The 18,217-nt window shown below is 42.6% G+C and carries 11 protein-coding genes; all 11 read right to left on the bottom strand.

What is annotated here, in order from left to right; translation table 11 throughout:
- Positions 1 to 3: 3 nt before the first annotated feature.
- On the bottom strand, positions 4 to 3,093 hold the full coding sequence (locus ADIAL_RS06095; protein ID WP_051503758.1) for a glycoside hydrolase family 2 TIM barrel-domain containing protein: 3,090 nt from the start codon (positions 3,091 to 3,093) through the stop codon (positions 4 to 6).
- A gap of 143 nt (positions 3,094 to 3,236) precedes the next feature.
- Entirely contained in the window at positions 3,237 to 5,477 is a 2,241-nt protein-coding gene (locus tag ADIAL_RS06090; RefSeq protein ID WP_034301307.1) for an alpha-galactosidase, read from the bottom strand.
- 170 nt (positions 5,478 to 5,647) lie between these two features.
- A complete protein-coding gene (locus ADIAL_RS06085) occupies positions 5,648 to 6,637 on the bottom strand; it encodes a LacI family DNA-binding transcriptional regulator (RefSeq protein WP_034301303.1) in 990 nt (329 codons plus the stop codon).
- Between the two features lie 25 nt (positions 6,638 to 6,662).
- Entirely contained in the window at positions 6,663 to 7,715 is a 1,053-nt protein-coding gene (locus ADIAL_RS06080) for an aldose epimerase family protein (RefSeq protein ID WP_034301301.1), read from the bottom strand.
- Positions 7,716 to 7,762: 47 nt separating this feature from the next.
- The gene (galT, locus tag ADIAL_RS06075; protein ID WP_034301298.1) at positions 7,763 to 9,271 is read right to left on the bottom strand and encodes a UDP-glucose--hexose-1-phosphate uridylyltransferase; all 1,509 of its coding nucleotides are present in this window, start codon (positions 9,269 to 9,271) and stop codon (positions 7,763 to 7,765) included.
- A 1-nt stretch (position 9,272) separates the two neighbouring features.
- The gene (locus tag ADIAL_RS06070; protein WP_155849192.1) at positions 9,273 to 10,439 is read right to left on the bottom strand and encodes a galactokinase; all 1,167 of its coding nucleotides are present in this window, start codon (positions 10,437 to 10,439) and stop codon (positions 9,273 to 9,275) included.
- Positions 10,440 to 10,965: 526 nt separating this feature from the next.
- Positions 10,966 to 12,213: a dicarboxylate/amino acid:cation symporter gene (locus ADIAL_RS06065; RefSeq protein ID WP_034301296.1), complete on the bottom strand. Its 1,248-nt coding sequence runs from the start codon at positions 12,211 to 12,213 to the stop codon at positions 10,966 to 10,968.
- Positions 12,214 to 12,626: 413 nt separating this feature from the next.
- Positions 12,627 to 14,144 carry a lipopolysaccharide biosynthesis protein gene (locus ADIAL_RS06060; protein WP_034301294.1) on the bottom strand — a complete coding sequence of 506 codons (1,518 nt, stop codon included), beginning with the start codon at positions 14,142 to 14,144 and terminating at the stop codon, positions 12,627 to 12,629.
- A gap of 235 nt (positions 14,145 to 14,379) precedes the next feature.
- Positions 14,380 to 15,387, bottom strand: a complete 1,008-nt coding sequence (locus tag ADIAL_RS06055) for a sugar-transfer associated ATP-grasp domain-containing protein (protein WP_034301291.1) — start codon at positions 15,385 to 15,387, stop codon at positions 14,380 to 14,382.
- 347 nt (positions 15,388 to 15,734) lie between these two features.
- Positions 15,735 to 16,805, bottom strand: a complete 1,071-nt coding sequence (locus ADIAL_RS06050; protein WP_051503757.1) for a sugar-transfer associated ATP-grasp domain-containing protein — start codon at positions 16,803 to 16,805, stop codon at positions 15,735 to 15,737.
- A 362-nt stretch (positions 16,806 to 17,167) separates the two neighbouring features.
- Positions 17,168 to 18,196, bottom strand: coding sequence for a dTDP-glucose 4,6-dehydratase (rfbB, locus tag ADIAL_RS06045; RefSeq protein ID WP_034301289.1), 1,029 nt, complete (start codon positions 18,194 to 18,196; stop codon positions 17,168 to 17,170).
- Positions 18,197 to 18,217 lie beyond the last annotated feature (21 nt).

Here is an 18,217-nt window from a genome sequence, read left to right as displayed (position 1 = left end):
TCGTTAATGACGTAAATAAGGAACAAATGACAGTGAGTAGCTGTACGATTCATTTTTAAGCAGATATTTATCCAACACACCCGGTCCACAACTTGAAGAGCCAATCCCATTCACTTTGTAATCGAGATTAAGTTCATACGCATCGCTTAACGGTGTTAACTCAAAGCGGTGATTGGCTTTTTCAAGGTCTTCCGTTGTCCATTCACTGACAGAAAAGTTAAACGATTCGCCTTGAACAAGCAAGCCTTCGCCTCTCTGGTTATAGAAAGCGACCCAGTCCACTTGACTTCGATTGCCACTTTCTTGCGGCATAATATAAGGTGTAGTCAGGCTGCTGGTTTCCTGTGTCCAAACGCCTTGCTTGACAGCCTGTTTGATATCCGGGTAAGACTCTCCAGGTCCTGCTCCTTGCCAACTCGTTTCGGTCAGCGTGTTTGCAATTCTTAGCTGACTACCGATTTTAGGTAAATGATCGCAGCCTTTTCCGAACGCTTCTGCTGAGACCGTCATGTCCATTTTTCCGGTATTTTGAATCACATAAGTGGTTTCAATTCTAAATCCCCATTCAAAAATAGGGGGGGCCAGCGTACTTTTGACCGTCACTTTGACCGTTTGACCCTCTGACTCACTGACGTCGAAAGACTCCATTCTTTCCTGCATCTTATCCAAAGCATTCGCTCGCCAGTATTTTTCACTGTTTGAAGACCGGAATTCATCATGGCTGATGCGGTCATTATCGGTTAAAGCGTGCCAGTAATTCGCTTTGGGGCCGCTGGTAATAAGCGTTTCGCCATTGTAACGGTAATGCTTTAAGCGTCCAGTGTAGCGATCAAAGCTGATGTCAACGATAGTGTTACTGATCATCACGTCATCTGCTGTATAGTTACACTCCAGAGCGTTTGCAGGCAAGTCTATGTCAAATACACACTCTTTTTGCTTTTCTTGAATCACCAACTGACCCCAGGCTATCTCATGACCAGAATCGGCCCAGTCAGTCGCATGCTTCAGTCGGAAACTTACGTTCAAATAGACTGCCTCATTTTCCTGGTTCTCAGACAAATCAAGCGGGAATACTTTAGACTCTTTCGCCTTGATCTCATCTGTATCAATGAAGCCTTGCTGTAATACACGTTCACCCACTACCACTTCATACACACCATACACCTGGTCTAAGCTGATAAAGTCATGCACATTGGTGACTTTTACAGCAGACTTTTCTGAATCTGACCAGTCAACTTTGATGGGTTCAATGACTTTTTTGTATTCTGTTAAAGCGGGCGACGGCTTACGGTCGGGGAAGATCAGTCCATCAATCACAAAGTTTCCATCATGTGGATCCTCTCCAAAGTCTCCTCCGTAGGCAAAGAACGTTTCACCTTTTTCATTGACTGCACGGATGCCATGATCAATCCATTCCCAGACAAAGCCCCCCTGCAAGCGCGGATATTTATAGAACAAATCCATATACTCTTTAAGGCCGCCTGGTCCATTTCCCATAGCATGAGCGAATTCGCATAAGACATGCGGCTGGGATAAGTGGCTTTGCTTGCCCAGTTTTTCCATCGTATCGACATCGGTATACATGGTTGAAAACATGTCAGCGCTCTGGTTAATGTCTTTTGGCTCATAGTCTGACCGTTCAAGAATGTAGCGGGTCTCTCCTTCATAATGTAAAAGACGGGTATCATCTTTTTCCCTAGCCCATTTGGCCATCGCTAAATGATTTCGCCCAAAGCCCGATTCATTCCCAAGAGACCAGATCAGTACAGACGGTCTGTTTTTGTCTCTTTCGACCATACGCTTCATGCGTTCAAGATAGGCTTCCGTCCATTCAGGACTGTCACTCAAGCGATCCCAATCATTGATCAAGGCAAAACCGTGTGTTTCAATATCTGCTTCATCAATCACGTACAAGCCGTACTCATCACACAATTCATAAAATCTTGGATCACTGGGATAATGGGAGGTTCTGACTGCGTTAATGTTATGCGCTTTCATTAGTTTGATATCTTGAATCATGACATCCAGTGGAACATAATGACCCAAGTCTGTATGAAATTCATGCCGGTTGACTCCTTTAAACAAGAGCGGTGTCCCGTTCAGTTCAATCAAGCCGTCAGTCAACTTCACTTCCCTGAAGCCTACTTTTTGCGGAATTGCACTTAATACCTCATGGTTTTCTTTCAGAACAATATATAGGCGATATAAGTGAGGGGCTTCCGCTGACCACTTTCTGGGTTGGCTGACTGTTTGAGTAAAAGTGAGTTCACTTGACTGGACCGCTACCGTTTCTTCAAAGAGGCTCTTATTCCCATCTTCAAGAATAAAGGTCACGTCACAGCCTACTGCCTCTTCAGTCAGCTGCAGGTTTACAGCCAGTTGACTGTCGGTATAAGTCGAATCAAAGGTTGTCTTGATTGCAAAATCCTTTACCCGTTTCTGTTTAAGTTTCTTGATGTATACATCTCTAAAAATGCCTGATAGCCACCACATATCCTGATCTTCTAAATAAGTATGGGCCGACCACTTGTATACTCTAACCGTCAGGGTATTTTTTCCTTTTTTGATCACGTCAGAAAGGTCAAACTCAGACGCTGTCCGGCTTCCCGTAGCATATCCGATGTATTCCCCGTTAACCCAGACATCAAAGGCCCCATCCACGCCTTCGAACCGCAACAGGCAGCAGTCGTTTAAGTCACTGACATCAAAGGTTCTTCTATATATCCCCGTTGGATTCTCTGACGGGATAAAAGGCGGATCTACCGGGAAGGGATACTGTACATTGGTGTAGTGCGGCCGGTCGTAGCCTTCAAACTGCCAGTTGGAAGGCACTTTGATCCGATCCCACTCACTGTCATCATAGTCCGAGTGATAAAAATCTTCCGGACACTTTTCCGGGAACGGGCTATAATGAAAGGCCCATTCTCCATTCAACAACTGGAAACCGGATGAAAGTCTTCGGTTATGTGTTTTCGCTTTTTTTAGATGATCATATTGAAAGTGATATGCAGACTCAGGTAATCGATTTTTATGAATGACTGACTGCTTTAAATAGTTACTTAAAATATGAATCCCGCCTCTCTGTATCAGCATATTGTAATCGGTTTCTTCTACATCTATACTATATAAATTTTTAGTAAAAATTGCAAGCGTTTTCTTGATTTATTTTACTTATTATTTAGTAAATATATTTTGAATGTTTACTAAATACATCTTCTCAGCTTACTCCACTGTGTTCAGTCTACGGCTTTTATCTGGACACACACACTTCTAAAGTCGCCATTGATCTGATAGCTGGACTGAGTCTCTGATTCCGCAAGAGGCGGCTGCACAAACAGACCTTTATACATCAGCTCACTGCCGTAATAGACTTTCGGTTCAGATTCACCTTTCTCTTTTACTGTGTAACGTCGATGGGGATCCAGACCAGTTAAGGTGACTCTTGGCCGTAACGTATTGGTTTTATCCAAAATAAGGTAATAGAAGAACAAGGCTTCCGTCTGGTTTTCGTCGACAAACATCCAAGCGACTTCATTATTCCCTTCAAAAGGTGATTTCAGCCTGTAAAAGAGGCCATACTGAATAAGCTGACGGTGGTTTTTGTAAAAGTCGATTTGCTTTTTCACGATACGGCTTTCGTCAGCTGTCAAAACAGTCGGATCCAGCTCATAGCCTAAATTCCCAGCACTAGCGACGTCCCCTCTCATTTTTAAAGAGGTTGTTCGATTGACTTGGTGATTCGGTACCGAAGACACATGACTGCCCATGGAGCTGATGGGGAAAACCAGGCTGGTCCCCGTTTGAATTTCCAGACGGGCAACAGCATCGGTGTTGTCCGATGTCCATGTCTGAGGCATATAGTGAAGCATGCCCGGATCATATCGTCCTCCACCGCCCGAGCAACTTTCCCACAATATATGAGGGTAAGCAGTCGTTAAGGTCTCCATGACTTCATATAGCCCTAACATATAACGGTGCGTGACAGTACCATCACTGATTGAAGGATCCTGAGATCCAATTTCAGTCATGTTCCGATTAAAATCCCATTTAATGTAGTCAATGGGTACCGTATCCAAAACCGCTTTGATTTGGTTGATTATATTTTCTCTGACTTCTTTTCTTGTATAGTCCAGGATGTATTGATCTCGTCCTACAGAGGCTTCACGATGGACCGCTTTGAGTACCCAGTCAGGGTGGGCACGGTACAACTCACTGTCTTCTGAAATCATTTCCGGTTCAAACCATAAGCCAAATTTTAATCCTTTGGCCTTAATTTTTTCAGCAAGAGACTTCAGGCCATTCGGCAATTTTTCTCTATGAATAGTCCAGTCACCTAGAGACGAGCGGTCGTCATTCCGCTTGCCGAACCAGCCATCATCCAGTACAAACAATTCGATACCCAATTGAACGGCTTGATCGGCCATATCCAGAATCTTTTCCTCTGAAAAATCGAAATAGGTTCCTTCCCAGTTGTTCATTAATACTGGACGTTCCTTAAACTGATGCTGACCTCTGATCAGGTGTTTCTGGTAGAAGCGATGCAGGCTTTGTGAAAACTCATTGAGCCCGTCAGGTGAATAAGACATAACCACTTCCGGTGCTTGAAATCCCTCATCCGGCTGAAGTGTCCAGTTAAAGTATTCCGGACTGATCCCCATCTGTATGCGTGTATGGTTATATTCTGTAACCTCAACATTCGCCATAAATTCCCCTGAGTAAACAAAGTGCATGCCGTAAATGTCCCCAGTGTGTTCTGTGGCCTTAGGATCACACAAGGCTAAAAAGGGCTGATAGGTATGGCTGGTTGTCCCTCTTTTGGAATCTATTTTATGGACGCCACGGTGTACGGGGTGTCTCACGATATCGCGTTCCCGACCCCAGCCACCGGGTAATTGGATCAAATCAAAATCAGCATGATCATAATCAATGGAGGCACTGAGCAGTTTGTTTATCTCCACAGGCTCGCTTCCTTCATTGCTGAGTTTTACCGAGCGGGTAATGATCGGGTAGTCTTCAAAAATCGTGTACATCAGTTCGAGCTTGAGACCCTTTAGCTTGTCTTTCAGCTGAATAGTCAGCATCTGTGCCTCCTGGTCTTTGGAGGCATACGTATGGGGAAGTCCCTTTAATGCGGCTTTCCCTTCTTTGATTGCATAAGAGTCGTATTCAAATTGCGTTGAAAAGGTGCCGTCTGCGCAGGTCACAGCAAAAGCAGACTCCCGGTAGTCTCCATTGTTATGTCCAGGATACTCCTGGGGCAGAGTATTAAGGGAAAAATTGCGGTCAGCTGAGCCGCTGGGATTAGGTGAAAAAGAGCGGTCCCACATGGGGAAATCACTGTCTGTGTGGGTATTGCCCACCGTCTTCCCCCAGTATACGTGCGAGATATATTTGCTGTTTACAATTGCTAGCTGATAACTGACCTTTGTGTTGTATAAGTGAAAACTGCTGGACTGTTCGTTATATACAATAGTCATGATGACCTCCTGCTTGCTTTTTTACCCCTTCAGGCGAGTGCCTTGTGTGTGCACTCGAATAGAACTGTAACGTTCACTTTATTTTTTAACATCTGTAAGGAGAGACCCTAATTTAGGGAATAAGACAATTTTCTGGACTTTTACTTGTAGATGCCGCTCCTGTTCACTTACTAGGTGCTCTCTCTGAACACCAGTTGCGTAGAGACAATGACTTTTTTTGAGATGTCTCGTTCATCCTGGATTCGTTCGTCTAGAAGCTGAATGCCGCTTTTTCCCATTTCTTCTGTAAAAATCTTCACGGTGGTCAAGGACGGCGTACTGTATTTGGCAGTAGAGATGTCGTTGAAACTAATCAAGGACATGTCCGTTGGCACCTTGATATTTTTTTCGTACAGTGCTTTCAGGCACCCTATGGCAATGGTATCATTCGCTGCAATAAAGGCAGTTGGTCGCTCTGACTCCTTGAGAGTGTCTAGCGCTTTCAGCATGTTCTCCTTGCCATCTTTTACACAGAACTTGCCAATGAAGAAGTAGTCCGGCTGGTACAAGTCTTTTTGCTTCAAGTACCGTCTTGCAACTTTTTCGCGCAAGTCGGTCCAGCTGCCGGACCCATCACTATAAGATTCTTTCCCACCGATAAAGCCTATTTTTGAATGTCCTTTTTCAATCAAGTAATCAATATTGGTCTGCATCGCTTTTTTAAAATCAACGACTACACTGTCCATATCTTCTGTCGGTTGAGAATCTACAAAGCACACCGGTACTTGCTTGCTTTTAAAATTTTCGACCTGCTGGGGACTGTATTTACCGATAGCTAAAATGCCAGAAAGCTTTTCTTCCTCGCCCAGTTCATCTTGGCTGTAAATTTTGACATAGTCATAACCTAAAGCCTTGGCCTTTTGTTCTGCAGCGAGTCGAATCGATAGATAGTAAATATCATTTAACTCCTGCGACTCACTGACCCAATTGACGATTGCGATCGTTCCTTTGTTTCTTGATTCTACTTTTTTCGTATTTTTATAATCCATCGCTTCAGCGACTTCAAATATACGTTTTTTGGTTTCCTTGGCTACGGACAAAGTAGGATCATAATTCAATACACGGCTAACGGTTGATGTTGAAACACCTGCTTCTGCAGCAATATCTTTGAGGGTAGCCATTTCGTTTCACCTTACTTTCTATAAATTAGTGTGACTCACAGCTGAAAGAGTAAAGGGTGCGTGATGTAAAGTCCTGACCTGGCCTGATTACAGTATCGCCAAAGCCTTCCTGATTGACTGCATCCGGTAAGGTTTGGGTTTCCAGGGCAATGCCCGCATATTGTCTGACCGGCTCATTGAAAAGAGTAAAATCGTCTACCTCTGCGTTATGCGTAAAGATAACCACGCTGTTACGGTCTGTTGTGAAGGTCACTGTTCGTCCTGACACCGGGTCAAACAGTTTGCCTTGATGACCCTGGCCGCCTGAGTTCAGGACAAAGGGATGATCTAAGCCGCTTCTTGCCTTTATCTGCTCGTCGTCAGACCCTACCGCTTCCTTGAGTGGTTTAGACTGACTGAAATCAAAGGGCGTTCCTTGACTTTTCACCCACTCACCTAGAGGGATATTCTGGTCATTCAAAGGAACAAAATACGGACTGTTCAGCTGCAGCTCATGGTCCAGTATCGACGTTCTCACATCACCGGTTAAATTGAAGTACACATGATTGGTCGGGTTGAAGAGCGTTGGCTTGTCGGTTGTTGCCCGGTAGTCGATGATCCACTCGTTCGCCTCCGTCAGCGTATAGGTCACTTGAATCTTCACTGTGCCCGAAAAGCCACTTTCACCCTCAGGACTGGTGTACTCAAAAATTAAGCTGGCTGCCTCTTCATTCTGCACCGTTTGTACAGCCCATATTTTTCTATCCAAACCTTCAAAGCCGCCATGCAGCGTACTTTTTCCCTCATTTTGAGGCAGGGAATAGGGTTGGCCATCGATGCTGTACTGACCTTCAGCAATGCGCCCCGCTACTCGGCCAATCACGGCTCCATAAAAAGGCCGATGGTCCACCATATCACTGAGCGAGTCGACATTTAAAGTGATGTTGGCTTGCTTGCCGTCCTTATCCGGAGTCATGATTTGTGTCACAATGGCCCCATAAGACAGGGCACTCAGCGACACCCCTTGAGAATTGGTCAGCGTATACTCCCTTACTTCCTGACCCTCTAGATAGCCAAATACTTTTTTTGTCACATCCATATGTGTACAGACTCCTTTCTGTTTGACGCGCTGATTTTAATGGTCCGCTAAGCCTGCTTTACATACTCAGCAAAGCGCCTGAAAGCTTTTTTGCCTTCAGCATCTCTTTTGAACACCCCTGCGTGCTCCAGTACCTTCAGAAATACTGAACCGACCGCTTCATCCACGACTTGAGACACATTTTCTTCTGACACTGTGTTCATGGCTTTGAGTTCATTCGCCCACTCCTGGTGATAAGGGGCTACGTGAGACTCCCGGTCCAGGAGAAAGGCTTTGATGACTTCCAGTTCTTCCTTTAAGCGAGGAGGTAAAATCGCCAGGCCCATCACTTCGATCAGCCCGATGTTTTCTTTTTTAATATGCTGAACAGATGGATGGGGATGGAAGATGCCATCCGGATACTTTGGTGACGTCCGGTTATTGCGCAGGACCATGTCGATTTCAAAAGCATCTCCTCTTCTTCGGGCAATCGGTGTTATAGCATTATGCGGGATACCTTCACTTTCAGCATAAATGCCTACTGATTGGTCAGTATAGGTTTTCCACTTGGTCATGACTCTGTCTGCCGCTTCCACTAAAGCTTCTTTATGTTCACTGCTGATTCGTATAACAGACATTGGCCATTTCATTAGGCTGGCTTCGACCTCAGGCAAGCCATCTAATTGGAAGGTGCACTCTTTTTCGGCTAAATCCAGAGGGAAGGTATGGCGTCCGCCTTGATAGTGATCGTGAGACAAGATAGAGCCGCCCACAATGGGCAGGTCGGCATTGGAGCCCACAAAGTAATGCGGTAACGTCACCAGAATATCCAGCAGGTTTTGAATCGCCTGCAGGTCGACTTTCATTTCCCGGTGCTTCCCCGACAAGAAGATCGCATGTTCATTGTAGTAAGAGTAAGGCGAGTACTGAAAGCCCCACTCTTCCCCGCTGACTTTCATACGCACAATCCGGTGGTTGGTCCGCCCCGGATGCGACAGGTGTCCTTCGTAGCCTTCGTTTTCCATGCACAACACACACAGAGGATAATTGGACTGCTTAGTGCGCTTAGCCTGGGCAATCTCTTTCGGATTTTTTTCCGGCTTGGATAAGTTGATGGTTATTTGTAAATCCCCATAGTCTGAGGGATAGAGGTATGCGATATTTTTAGAGATTTCTCTCGTTTTTATATAATTCGTTTGCTTGGACAGAGTGTAAAATAAGTCTGTCGCCTTGTATGGTGACGTCTGGTAAGCCTCCCAAAACTGCCGGTTCACTTCATAGGGACTGGGTGTCATACTATCCATCAGTTTAGCTTCTAGAACATCTCGGGCTGAAACAGAATCATCGATTACCTTTGCGTGTACGGCATAGTCAACCATCTGGTCTAAAAGTGCTAAAGGCGGACGCAATGCTTTGGAGGGGCTCACTACTTCCATATCTGTCTTATTTAAAACAGCCAGGAGTTGATTGGTCGCGTAGTGTTTATTGAGCGGATGAATCAGTCCTTCTTTAATATGGCACTCAATAAAGTCTACAATCACTTGACTGATGTCTCGCTGCTGGTTGTCTTTACTCATCCTACACCCATTCCTTTGTTCCGTTTTCTGTTTCGGCAATATAAAATTCAGCTGGATGCCCGATTGCCTGCTCAAAGTCGGTCCCAACCTGTTCAATAAAGGCTTCTACCTGATCTTTTTCCACAATGGCAATACAGCAGCCGCCAAAGCCTCCTCCGGTCATTCGAGCTCCGACCGTCCCGGCTTGCTCCCAAGCCAGGCGCACCAGCAGATCGGTTTCTTTCACGGTTACCTCGTAGTCTTCATGCAAGGAGAGATGTGACGCATTCATGTACTGGCCAAAGGCATTTAAGTCCCCAGCCTTTAATGCCTCCGTTGCTCGAAGTGTCCGTGCACTCTCATATACGGCGTGCCGGGCACGTTTTCTATTGACCTCATCACTGATCACCTGTTGGTGGGCATCAAACTGTTCTTCCGTCAGCTCGCCTAAACTGGAGACGTTTACAACTTTCTGCAGGTCGGACAGTGCCGCTTCACATTGCTTTCGGCGTGTATTGTACTCTGAATCTACCAGTTCCCGGCGCGTCATGGAGTTCATAATTACAATTTTATGATCCGGCAGGTCAACTGGAATTTGCTCATACTCAAGGGTGGTCGTGTCGAGAAGCATGGCGTGCCCTTTTTCAGCCATCCCAATCGCAAACTGGTCCAGTATGCCTGAATTTAAGCCCATGAACTCATTTTCCGTGCGCATACCCAGTTTAACCAAGTCCAGTCTGTCTATCCTCAGGTCAAAGAGTGCCTTAACGATTACCCCAATCAGCAACTCCAGTGAAGCTGAGGAGGATAGGGACGATCCGTTGGGAATCGTCCCATATACATAAAGGTCAAAGCCGTGATCAATCCCGCCTTCGCTCTCATTTATGTATTTAATCATTCCTTTTAAATAATTTGTCCAGTTGTCTTCTTTTTTGAATGTTAGATCATCCAGGGAAAAAGTCAGCGTCCCCAAATCAGGAAAATTACCCGAGTAAGCCTTCACCACTTTATCGGCTCTTTTTTTAACTACTCCATAAGTCCCCATTGTGATGGCGCATGGAAATACTCTGCCTCCATTGTAATCCGTATGCTCTCCAATCAAATTGATCCGACCCGGTGAAAAGAAGATGCTGTCTGCCTTGTAGCCAAATACGTGTTCAAATGATTGATACAACTTATTTTTCTCCACCATTACCACTCCCATATTGATATAGTATAGAGTCATTGTAGCTCTTTTAGTAAACGTTTTCAATAAATTTAGTAAACTTTTATGCGTATATGTTTTTCTATTCAAATTATTTACTGTTTGAAATATACATTTGTCACGTAAACAGCGGTACAGGATAGATATCCACTATATCCAAAAAAATGGCTCCACTCTTGAATGGATATAGGTGACTAGACTGTATATTGATCCTTATGAGTAAATAAAGCATTTATCTATTATTCTACTCATTCATTACAGTTGGCAGACTCTTGGGTTTATTCAGAGTAGAAAGCACAGTCGGAATTGCGGGTGTATTCGTTAAGTATTTCTACTTAGTCAGCGTCTATTTCTAACGAATAAGCGCTATTCATCATAAATTCACACCAGCTAAAACAGTAGAGGTGACGAATAACGCTATTCGTCATCTCTACTCTCTATAAAGCAAAAAACTCATGACGATTAGCAGCTAAGCGTCATGAGTTACTCTAAACCGTTTCATTTATTTAATTCAGTTCACTGACTGGGTTTGTGCGCCTCTGACTTTTTTCGGCCGCTTACCTTTGTTGAGTAACTGTGAGACGATAACTGTTGCGGATGCATCGCCTGTGATATTTGTCAGGGTGCGACCCATATCAAGCAGTCGGTCTATCCCAGCTACTAGGGCAATGCCATCGAGTGGTAAACCTACTGATGACAAGACCATACTTAAAATAATCATGCCTGCTCCAGGTACGCCCGCTGCCCCTATTGAGGCAAGTGTCCCTACAGCTACTACCGTCAGCTGACTTACAATGCTTAACTCCAGTCCATAAGCTTGAGCGATGAACAGTGCGGTAATGCCCTGATAGAGAGCATTACCATCCATATTGATGGTCGCTCCAAGTGGAAGAACAAAACCTGATACTTCTTTATTAATATGCAGTTCTTCCATTGAGTTCAAAGTTACGGGCAGTGTTGCAGAACTGCTGCATGTCGTAAAACCTACTAACTGTGCTGGGAGTATAGCCTTAAAGAAATCTTTCAATTTATATTGAGACCAGAATTTTACGGTTAACGAATAAGTAATGCCAATGTGTAGCGCTACTGCCAGGTAAAAAGCAAAAATCACTCGACCAAGTGGCAGGAGGACTTCCAAGCCATTTGTTGCAACAACGGGTACAATTAATCCAATAACTCCCAACGGCGTAAATTGCATAATAATATGCGTGACACTGATGGAGACTTCGTAAATAGACTCCACCACTTTTCTGAATGCCTCTCCCTTTTCGCCTACTCTAACTACACCAATACCTAACAAAAGCGAGATAAAGATAATTTGAAGCATATCTACCTCAAGAAAAGCTTCCATTATGTTCCCTGGGAAAATAGTGACAATGGTATCAACAACTGATGGAAAGTCTGCATCAGAACTGGTTGCTTCTGGTACCAAATTCATACCGGCCCCCGGCTGGATAACGTTGGATATAAGCAGTCCAATTAAAACAGCCACTATAGTGGTTCCCATAAAATAAACGACGGTGGCTAATCCGATTTTCCCCACTTTTTTGATATCCGTAACATTAGATACCCCTAAAAGTAATGACGTAAACACTAACGGCACCATGATCAGACTAATCAAGTTAATGTAGATATCCCCTAAAGGTTGGAATATTATTGCCCTATCCGGATCATTCTGCAAAAATAATCCGATGACTACTCCAATGATTAAGGCGATAAATATCTTTGTTGTTAATTTCAGCTTTGCTATTCGTTTCATAATTCAACCCCATCTAATAATTTACTCAGAGTCCCCCGCCATTTGACCTTACTTCATTTGGCATAAGTATACCCTCGTCATACAAAAAAAAATCTGACTACATAACGTCCAGCATCAGCAGATTTTTGTCGTGCATTTACACTACCATATCCTGAAATTGAGAATCAAGTCATCCTATCCTTCTATCCTTAATCTCATTTCATTGCAGAATCTCTCTTCTCCATAGCTCCATTATTTCATTTCATAATTATGAAAAAACCACGCCTTGAATCAATGAGGAACTTTCCTTATCACTGATTGCCTGAATGGCTGCTGCCCGCTTTTGTCTTTATTGTACAAACAAAAAGAGACTGAACAGCAGTAGCAGCCCGGTCTCCTTTCTTGTCTCACTTTGATATACCTTACTCTTCGTATTACTTTTTCTTCTTAATAACGGTACGTATTCTGGGGATAAGCTCTTGCCACTCTTTCATCCAAAACAGACCTAATCCATATACGATAATGATGGACACTACAGTTAACAGGAAACTGTAGAACAAACCTGGAATGGTCAATGCAATAGGCAGAGTCAGCACATAAGCAATGTAGCCCGCTAAGCCCATTAAGAAGACATAGTAGGCATTTTTTATAAAGTAAGTTGACGTTTTAAAATTGAATCCATAAGAGTGAATTACTAATGGGTCAAAAATCATGGTCGTCAACATCGTTGCCGTTATGGTCCCTAATATAACCCCTTCAATACCCAAAATTTGGACAAGTACAATCGAGGTTACCAAGTTGATAATCATACTCAACAATGGCCGGTATTTTAACTGCTGGAACAAACCCATTGCATTTCTTATTTGGGAGAGAAATAAAGTCATTCCTCTTAAATAGAATTCAAAGGCAAAAAGCAGGACAAAAGCAGTAGAGAGTGTAAACTGATCGCCTATCCAAACCGTAATGAACTTATTGGAGAGAATAAAAATCCCTATAGAAGCTCCACCATATAAGATAGTCGTCATCAAGTTCACGACCTGGAAAATGCGGTAACTTTCTTCCTTGCTTTTTTGGGCTACAAAACTTCCCAAACTGGCTTTTACAGAATTTAGTATAGGTCTTAAAAAGCGCTTGATAGAATTAGCCAGCAGCGTATAGTTGGAATAGTAGCCGACCGTCGCCAGTCCAACAAAGTAGGTTAATACTAGGTTATCTGTAGATGATAGTACAACGCTGTTGATTCTATACAGAAAGGCTGCTGAGAAGTCTTTGAGCATCTCTTTTAGTTCTGCTTTACCTATCTTATCGTCATACTTTTGGATGTATGGATAATCTTTATCTACTCGTCGAGAAATGAGATAGTTTTTGGTGATATTTGAAACCACCAATATTAGCAGGTAACCATAAAAAGACTGGAAAAAGTACAAGACGGCCACTTCGGAAATCGATGTCCCGATAATGACGTAGTTGGCATATTTCGATATAATGTATTCTCTCTGGTCTGCTTGCAGTAACGTTGTCTTATAGGCAAAAAACAAATAAGTGGAAAGGGTTTGAGCAATATACATCGCAAAAACCAGGTAAATATTAATGCCTTCCGCTTGATCTCCAATTATTCTTCCCAAAAAGGGAAGCAAACCTAGTGCCATAACAATGATAAAGATACTGATCACACGGTACGCCAGCTTAAAGAACTTCATCAAAGCCGAAATACGGCGTTCATTGCCTTCATTTAAGGGCTGGTATAATCTGAATGCAATCGCCGAGCCAATCCCAAGTTCTGCTAAGGATAGAAACTGAAAGATATTTTGAAAAACACCGTTCAGACCTAGATATTCCACACCCAATGTTTGAATAAAGACTGTTCGTACACCAAACATCAATACAAGCGTTAAGAGCACATTAACGATATTATACGCAATGTTTCTAATACTTTTTTTCGTTCTTGACATGTCTACACCTTTTTTCCTAAGTAATGACGTGCTTAAAATGTTGCTTCAAAACTAATAAAGAATACCAGAATCTATTCATAAAAGCAATGTTATGGCGATAGATAATGAGCACATAATGCAGTCTAATCTTGCTTATATACATAAAAACTGACAAGCTGCCGGATGGCAGTCACTTGTCAGTTTTTTAACTTTTCTTATGCAATTATTGAGGACAGCGTGTCATTAAAGACCCCAGTCAACCTTTTCTGCGCTTGTATTCTTCTCTTACAAACTTAAAGTTCCCGTACTGTTCATCCAAGCCTTTGAATCCTTCCATCTGTAAGCCGTTAATAGCTGGACGCTTGGCATTTGCCTCAATGATACATGGACCATTAGCTGTGATGGTCGTGTCCCAGCCAATATAGCCAACCTCTGGGAACTTTACAGCAGCGTCGAGTACCAAAGCCTTCAGCGCATCCCATTCGGGTAGCTTGAACCCTTTAATTGGCTTTCCTGTCACTGGATGCAATTCGTACATCTTATTCTTTTTATCTAATGCATGATTCATGAGTTCCCCCGTATCCGCATTGATAATGGATATCACTGCCCCAGAATTGAAGTTGACGATCTGGCTGCCTGTACTCATATTAATGGCTGTAAAAATAATATGCGGCACACTGTTCTCATCCACATAGGTGATGAACCGTATAGGCGAAATCCCCCCCGGACTAAGATCTTTCAGTTCAGGATGAATTTCAATAATTTCTTCAATTAAATCGAAGGAATGGTCTTTGAGTCGTTTAAACTCTGTTTCAGGATCTTTTACTTCACTGACCATTTCTACCCCTTTACCTTGTCCGCTGTCTGACTGCTTCGCTATATAGGCTGGATGACGTGAAATAAAGGAGACATAATCCTCAAAGCTGGCGTCTCTAATAATTAAAAAATCTCTATTTACATAATCTTTAAAATGAGTTAAAAACTCAATCTTATTTTCCAGCTTTGGAGTTATCTCCTTCTTGTTGAATAGTTTGACGTACGCGTCTCTTTCTTTTCTAGAGACGATACTTTCTCGCCGCTTATCATCCGAACTGTAAAAATCAAGCTGCAAGTATTCATCCGGGTGAATATGGTATTTTTTTGTACTTGATACTAAATCTTTAGCAACCAAGGGGTAAGCTATCCATTTTTGCTTGGACTGCCATTTTTCTTTCTTCAGTTCTTCCGTGACGTAGCGGTGCATGGTTTTAATTTTTGTGGACACAGTTGTTTCCTCCTGATAGAGCCTGATAGTTTGAGTCTTAAATTAGAACATTACTAAGTACACGTATTTAAATCACAGATACGCAGTGAGAGTGCTTTTTTGAAAGTGATAAAAATGCTCGACTACTTTAACAGTTTCGTTTGGCTTAACTTTTCTTGCTAGACTATATAGCACTCACTAAACGATTATCTCATATAGAGTCTGAACAAGTAAAGAAATATGACCTTTCCTAAAAACTATCCGTACAGTCATCACAAAAATATAGAAGAGACAAACACTTTTGGCTTGTCTCTTCTATGGTCTTATAATTAGATAAGCAGTATTCCTTCACTCTTCAGACTGTGCTGCTAATGAATATTATGGTATTGATAGAACTCTTCCACCCTTGGATCAAAGGCAGTCAGTGGCTGATGAACCTGAAAGACCGATACACCTGAGAAACTGTTTATTTCAATAACTGTAAAACCTTCATCCGTTACTAGGATATCCCAGCCGACATACTTCAAATAGGGATTTTTCGTTACAGTGTTCAGTAAATCTCTTTTGATCTTGTCCCAATGCGGTACGGTCTTTCCTAAAAGTAACGCCTGCGTGTCAGGGTGACGTTCTATCGCTTCTTTTCTGCCATTGGAAGAAATGCGGGCCCCCTGGCTTAATTTACCGGTTTCTAGATCAACGAGGAAACTGAGTCCGCCTCTGCCTCCACCAAAGTTGTCAATCGGTTTGGTCTTTTCTGTCCCGATTCTTTGTGCAGCTGCAGCAATAAAAGGTTCATTGGTCTTTGGGTCAACCATTGTCAAGACTCTTATGGTATTCGTTGACTCGGGATACAGTGAAGCTGAATAATCGCTTTGCTTGGCAAATTCAGTTACTAAATAATTATTTAAACTCTTTAAAAAAGCAGTCATGTCCTGAGCACTGTTTTCTTTGTTGTTGGTGAAATAAACGTCACGCTTGTCATCATACACTACGACTTGTACGCCTGTACCACTCCCACCGGATAAAGGCTTCAAGATAAGCTTTTGTTCACGTCTAATGAACATCATTAATTCATCAACAGACAAAGACTCATGACTCTCTGTTGACAGAGGAGTTACCTTGCCACCGTCCAAATAATAGTAGCATTCAGGTACTGACACAAAAGCTTTTAAAATCCGTTCCGTAATGAGTTTATTATCAAACACATGCGCGGCTTTTTCGTTGATTCTCTTAGCCCGGTAGCGTCGATGTTCTGAAATGTACGTATCCACGTTGTCTTTTGTTAAACCGTACATCAATACTTTTTCACTGTTAAAGCCATGTCGTAACCCCAAGTACTTTTCCTTGTAGTTCGTTTCAAAGGCTGCTTTCTTTTCTTGCTGCAAAATGGTTTTGAATATAGTGACGTTTTGAAAAGCATATTTAAGTGTTTTTAACACGGGTATTCTCCTTATTTCGACTTATTATTTTTTTGGGTGGCCAATTTTGAAACTTTTCCTCCACAGTAAAACAAATTCTATATTATATATTTATTAGTAACTACACAACACAGTTCAGCAATTGCGCCTAAAAAGTCATTAACTTGATAGTGCAACAGTTATTATAATACACTTTTTATTGATCTTATTCAAAGCTAATTTCACAAAAAATTTAGCTGGGCATAGTAAATACAGAAAGCACTATTTTAGGATGCCTGCCGGATCAAATAAATACTCTCATAACAGACACTTAGCGTCTGTTATGAGAGTATTCCAGCTAAATAATAGTAACTTTATAGTGGAGTAAAAGATGACATCCTTAATTACTGACCACTCTCAGCATATTTAGCTTCAACTTGATTTTTCTGGGCTTTCCACCAGTCATGATTTTTTCTGTACCAGTTAATGGTCTCTTCTAAGCCGTCTTTAAAATCAGTAAACTCCGGTTTCCAGTCTAATTCATCATAAAGTTTTGATGCATCAATAGCGTAGCGCAAGTCGTGACCTGGACGGTCTTTAACATGTTCATAGGCATCTTTGGGCTGCCCCATGAGCTCTAAAATTAGTTCCAATACTTCTTTGTTGTTTTTCTCACCGTCAGAGCCAATTAAATACGTTTCTCCAATGCGCCCTTTAGTTAAAATCGTCCATACTGCAGAGGAATGATCTTCTGTATGAATCCAGTCTCGGACGTTTTTCCCTTCACCATATAACTTAGGTGAAATGCCTGACAAAACATTAGTGATTTGGCGCGGAATAAACTTCTCAATATGCTGATAAGGCCCGTAGTTATTGGAACAGTTAGACAGGGTTGCCTTTAAGCCAAATGAACGCACCCAGGCTTTAACCAATAGGTCTGACCCAGCTTTTGTGGAAGAGTAAGGACTAGATGGGTTATAAGCCGTTTCAGCTGTAAACTTTTCTCCCTCTCCTTCGCCTCCTCCGGGAAGATCCTCTCTAAGCGGTAAGTCCCCATACACTTCATCCGTAGACACGTGATGGTAGCGTAAGTTATATTTGCGTGCTGCTTCAATTAGGACATATGTGCCAATTAAATTGGTTTGCACAAAAGGAAAGGGATCAATTAGCGAATTATCATTATGAGACTCCGCAGCATAATGCACAATCGCATCCACCTCTTGAGCCAGCTTATCAACCTCTTCTTTATCTGCGATGTCGCCAACTACTAATTGCACTCTATCTTCTGGCAAACCCTTTAAGTTCTGTTCATTTCCAGCATAAGTTAATTTGTCTAGTACGGTAATGCTGATTTCCGGAAAATTGTTTACAACGTAGTGAACAAAGTTAGAGCCAATAAAGCCGGCTCCACCAGTGACTAAAATCGACTTCATTTCATCAAGCCTTTCCTTATC

The organism is Alkalibacterium sp. AK22 (assembly GCF_000585255.1).
Classification (GTDB): Bacteria; Bacillota; Bacilli; order Lactobacillales; family Carnobacteriaceae_A; genus Alkalibacterium.
Note: the sequence above shows the minus strand (reverse complement) of the source record. Positions and strands in the feature narration are given on the sequence as shown.

What these genes read in the sequence shown, in the direction of transcription:
- ADIAL_RS06095 (WP_051503758.1), bottom strand. Translation starts at nt 3,093, where the DNA reads ATGCTGATACAGAGAGGCGGGATTCATATTTTAAGTAACTATTTAAAG.
- ADIAL_RS06090 (WP_034301307.1), bottom strand. Translation starts at nt 5,477, where the DNA reads ATGACTATTGTATATAACGAACAGTCCAGCAGTTTTCACTTATACAAC.
- ADIAL_RS06085 (WP_034301303.1), bottom strand. Translation starts at nt 6,637, where the DNA reads ATGGCTACCCTCAAAGATATTGCTGCAGAAGCAGGTGTTTCAACATCA.
- ADIAL_RS06080 (WP_034301301.1), bottom strand. Translation starts at nt 7,715, where the DNA reads ATGGATGTGACAAAAAAAGTATTTGGCTATCTAGAGGGTCAGGAAGTA.
- galT (WP_034301298.1), bottom strand. Translation starts at nt 9,271, where the DNA reads ATGAGTAAAGACAACCAGCAGCGAGACATCAGTCAAGTGATTGTAGAC.
- ADIAL_RS06065 (WP_034301296.1), bottom strand. Translation starts at nt 12,213, where the DNA reads ATGAAACGAATAGCAAAGCTGAAATTAACAACAAAGATATTTATCGCC.
- ADIAL_RS06060 (WP_034301294.1), bottom strand. Translation starts at nt 14,144, where the DNA reads ATGTCAAGAACGAAAAAAAGTATTAGAAACATTGCGTATAATATCGTT.
- rfbB (WP_034301289.1), bottom strand. Translation starts at nt 18,196, where the DNA reads ATGAAGTCGATTTTAGTCACTGGTGGAGCCGGCTTTATTGGCTCTAAC.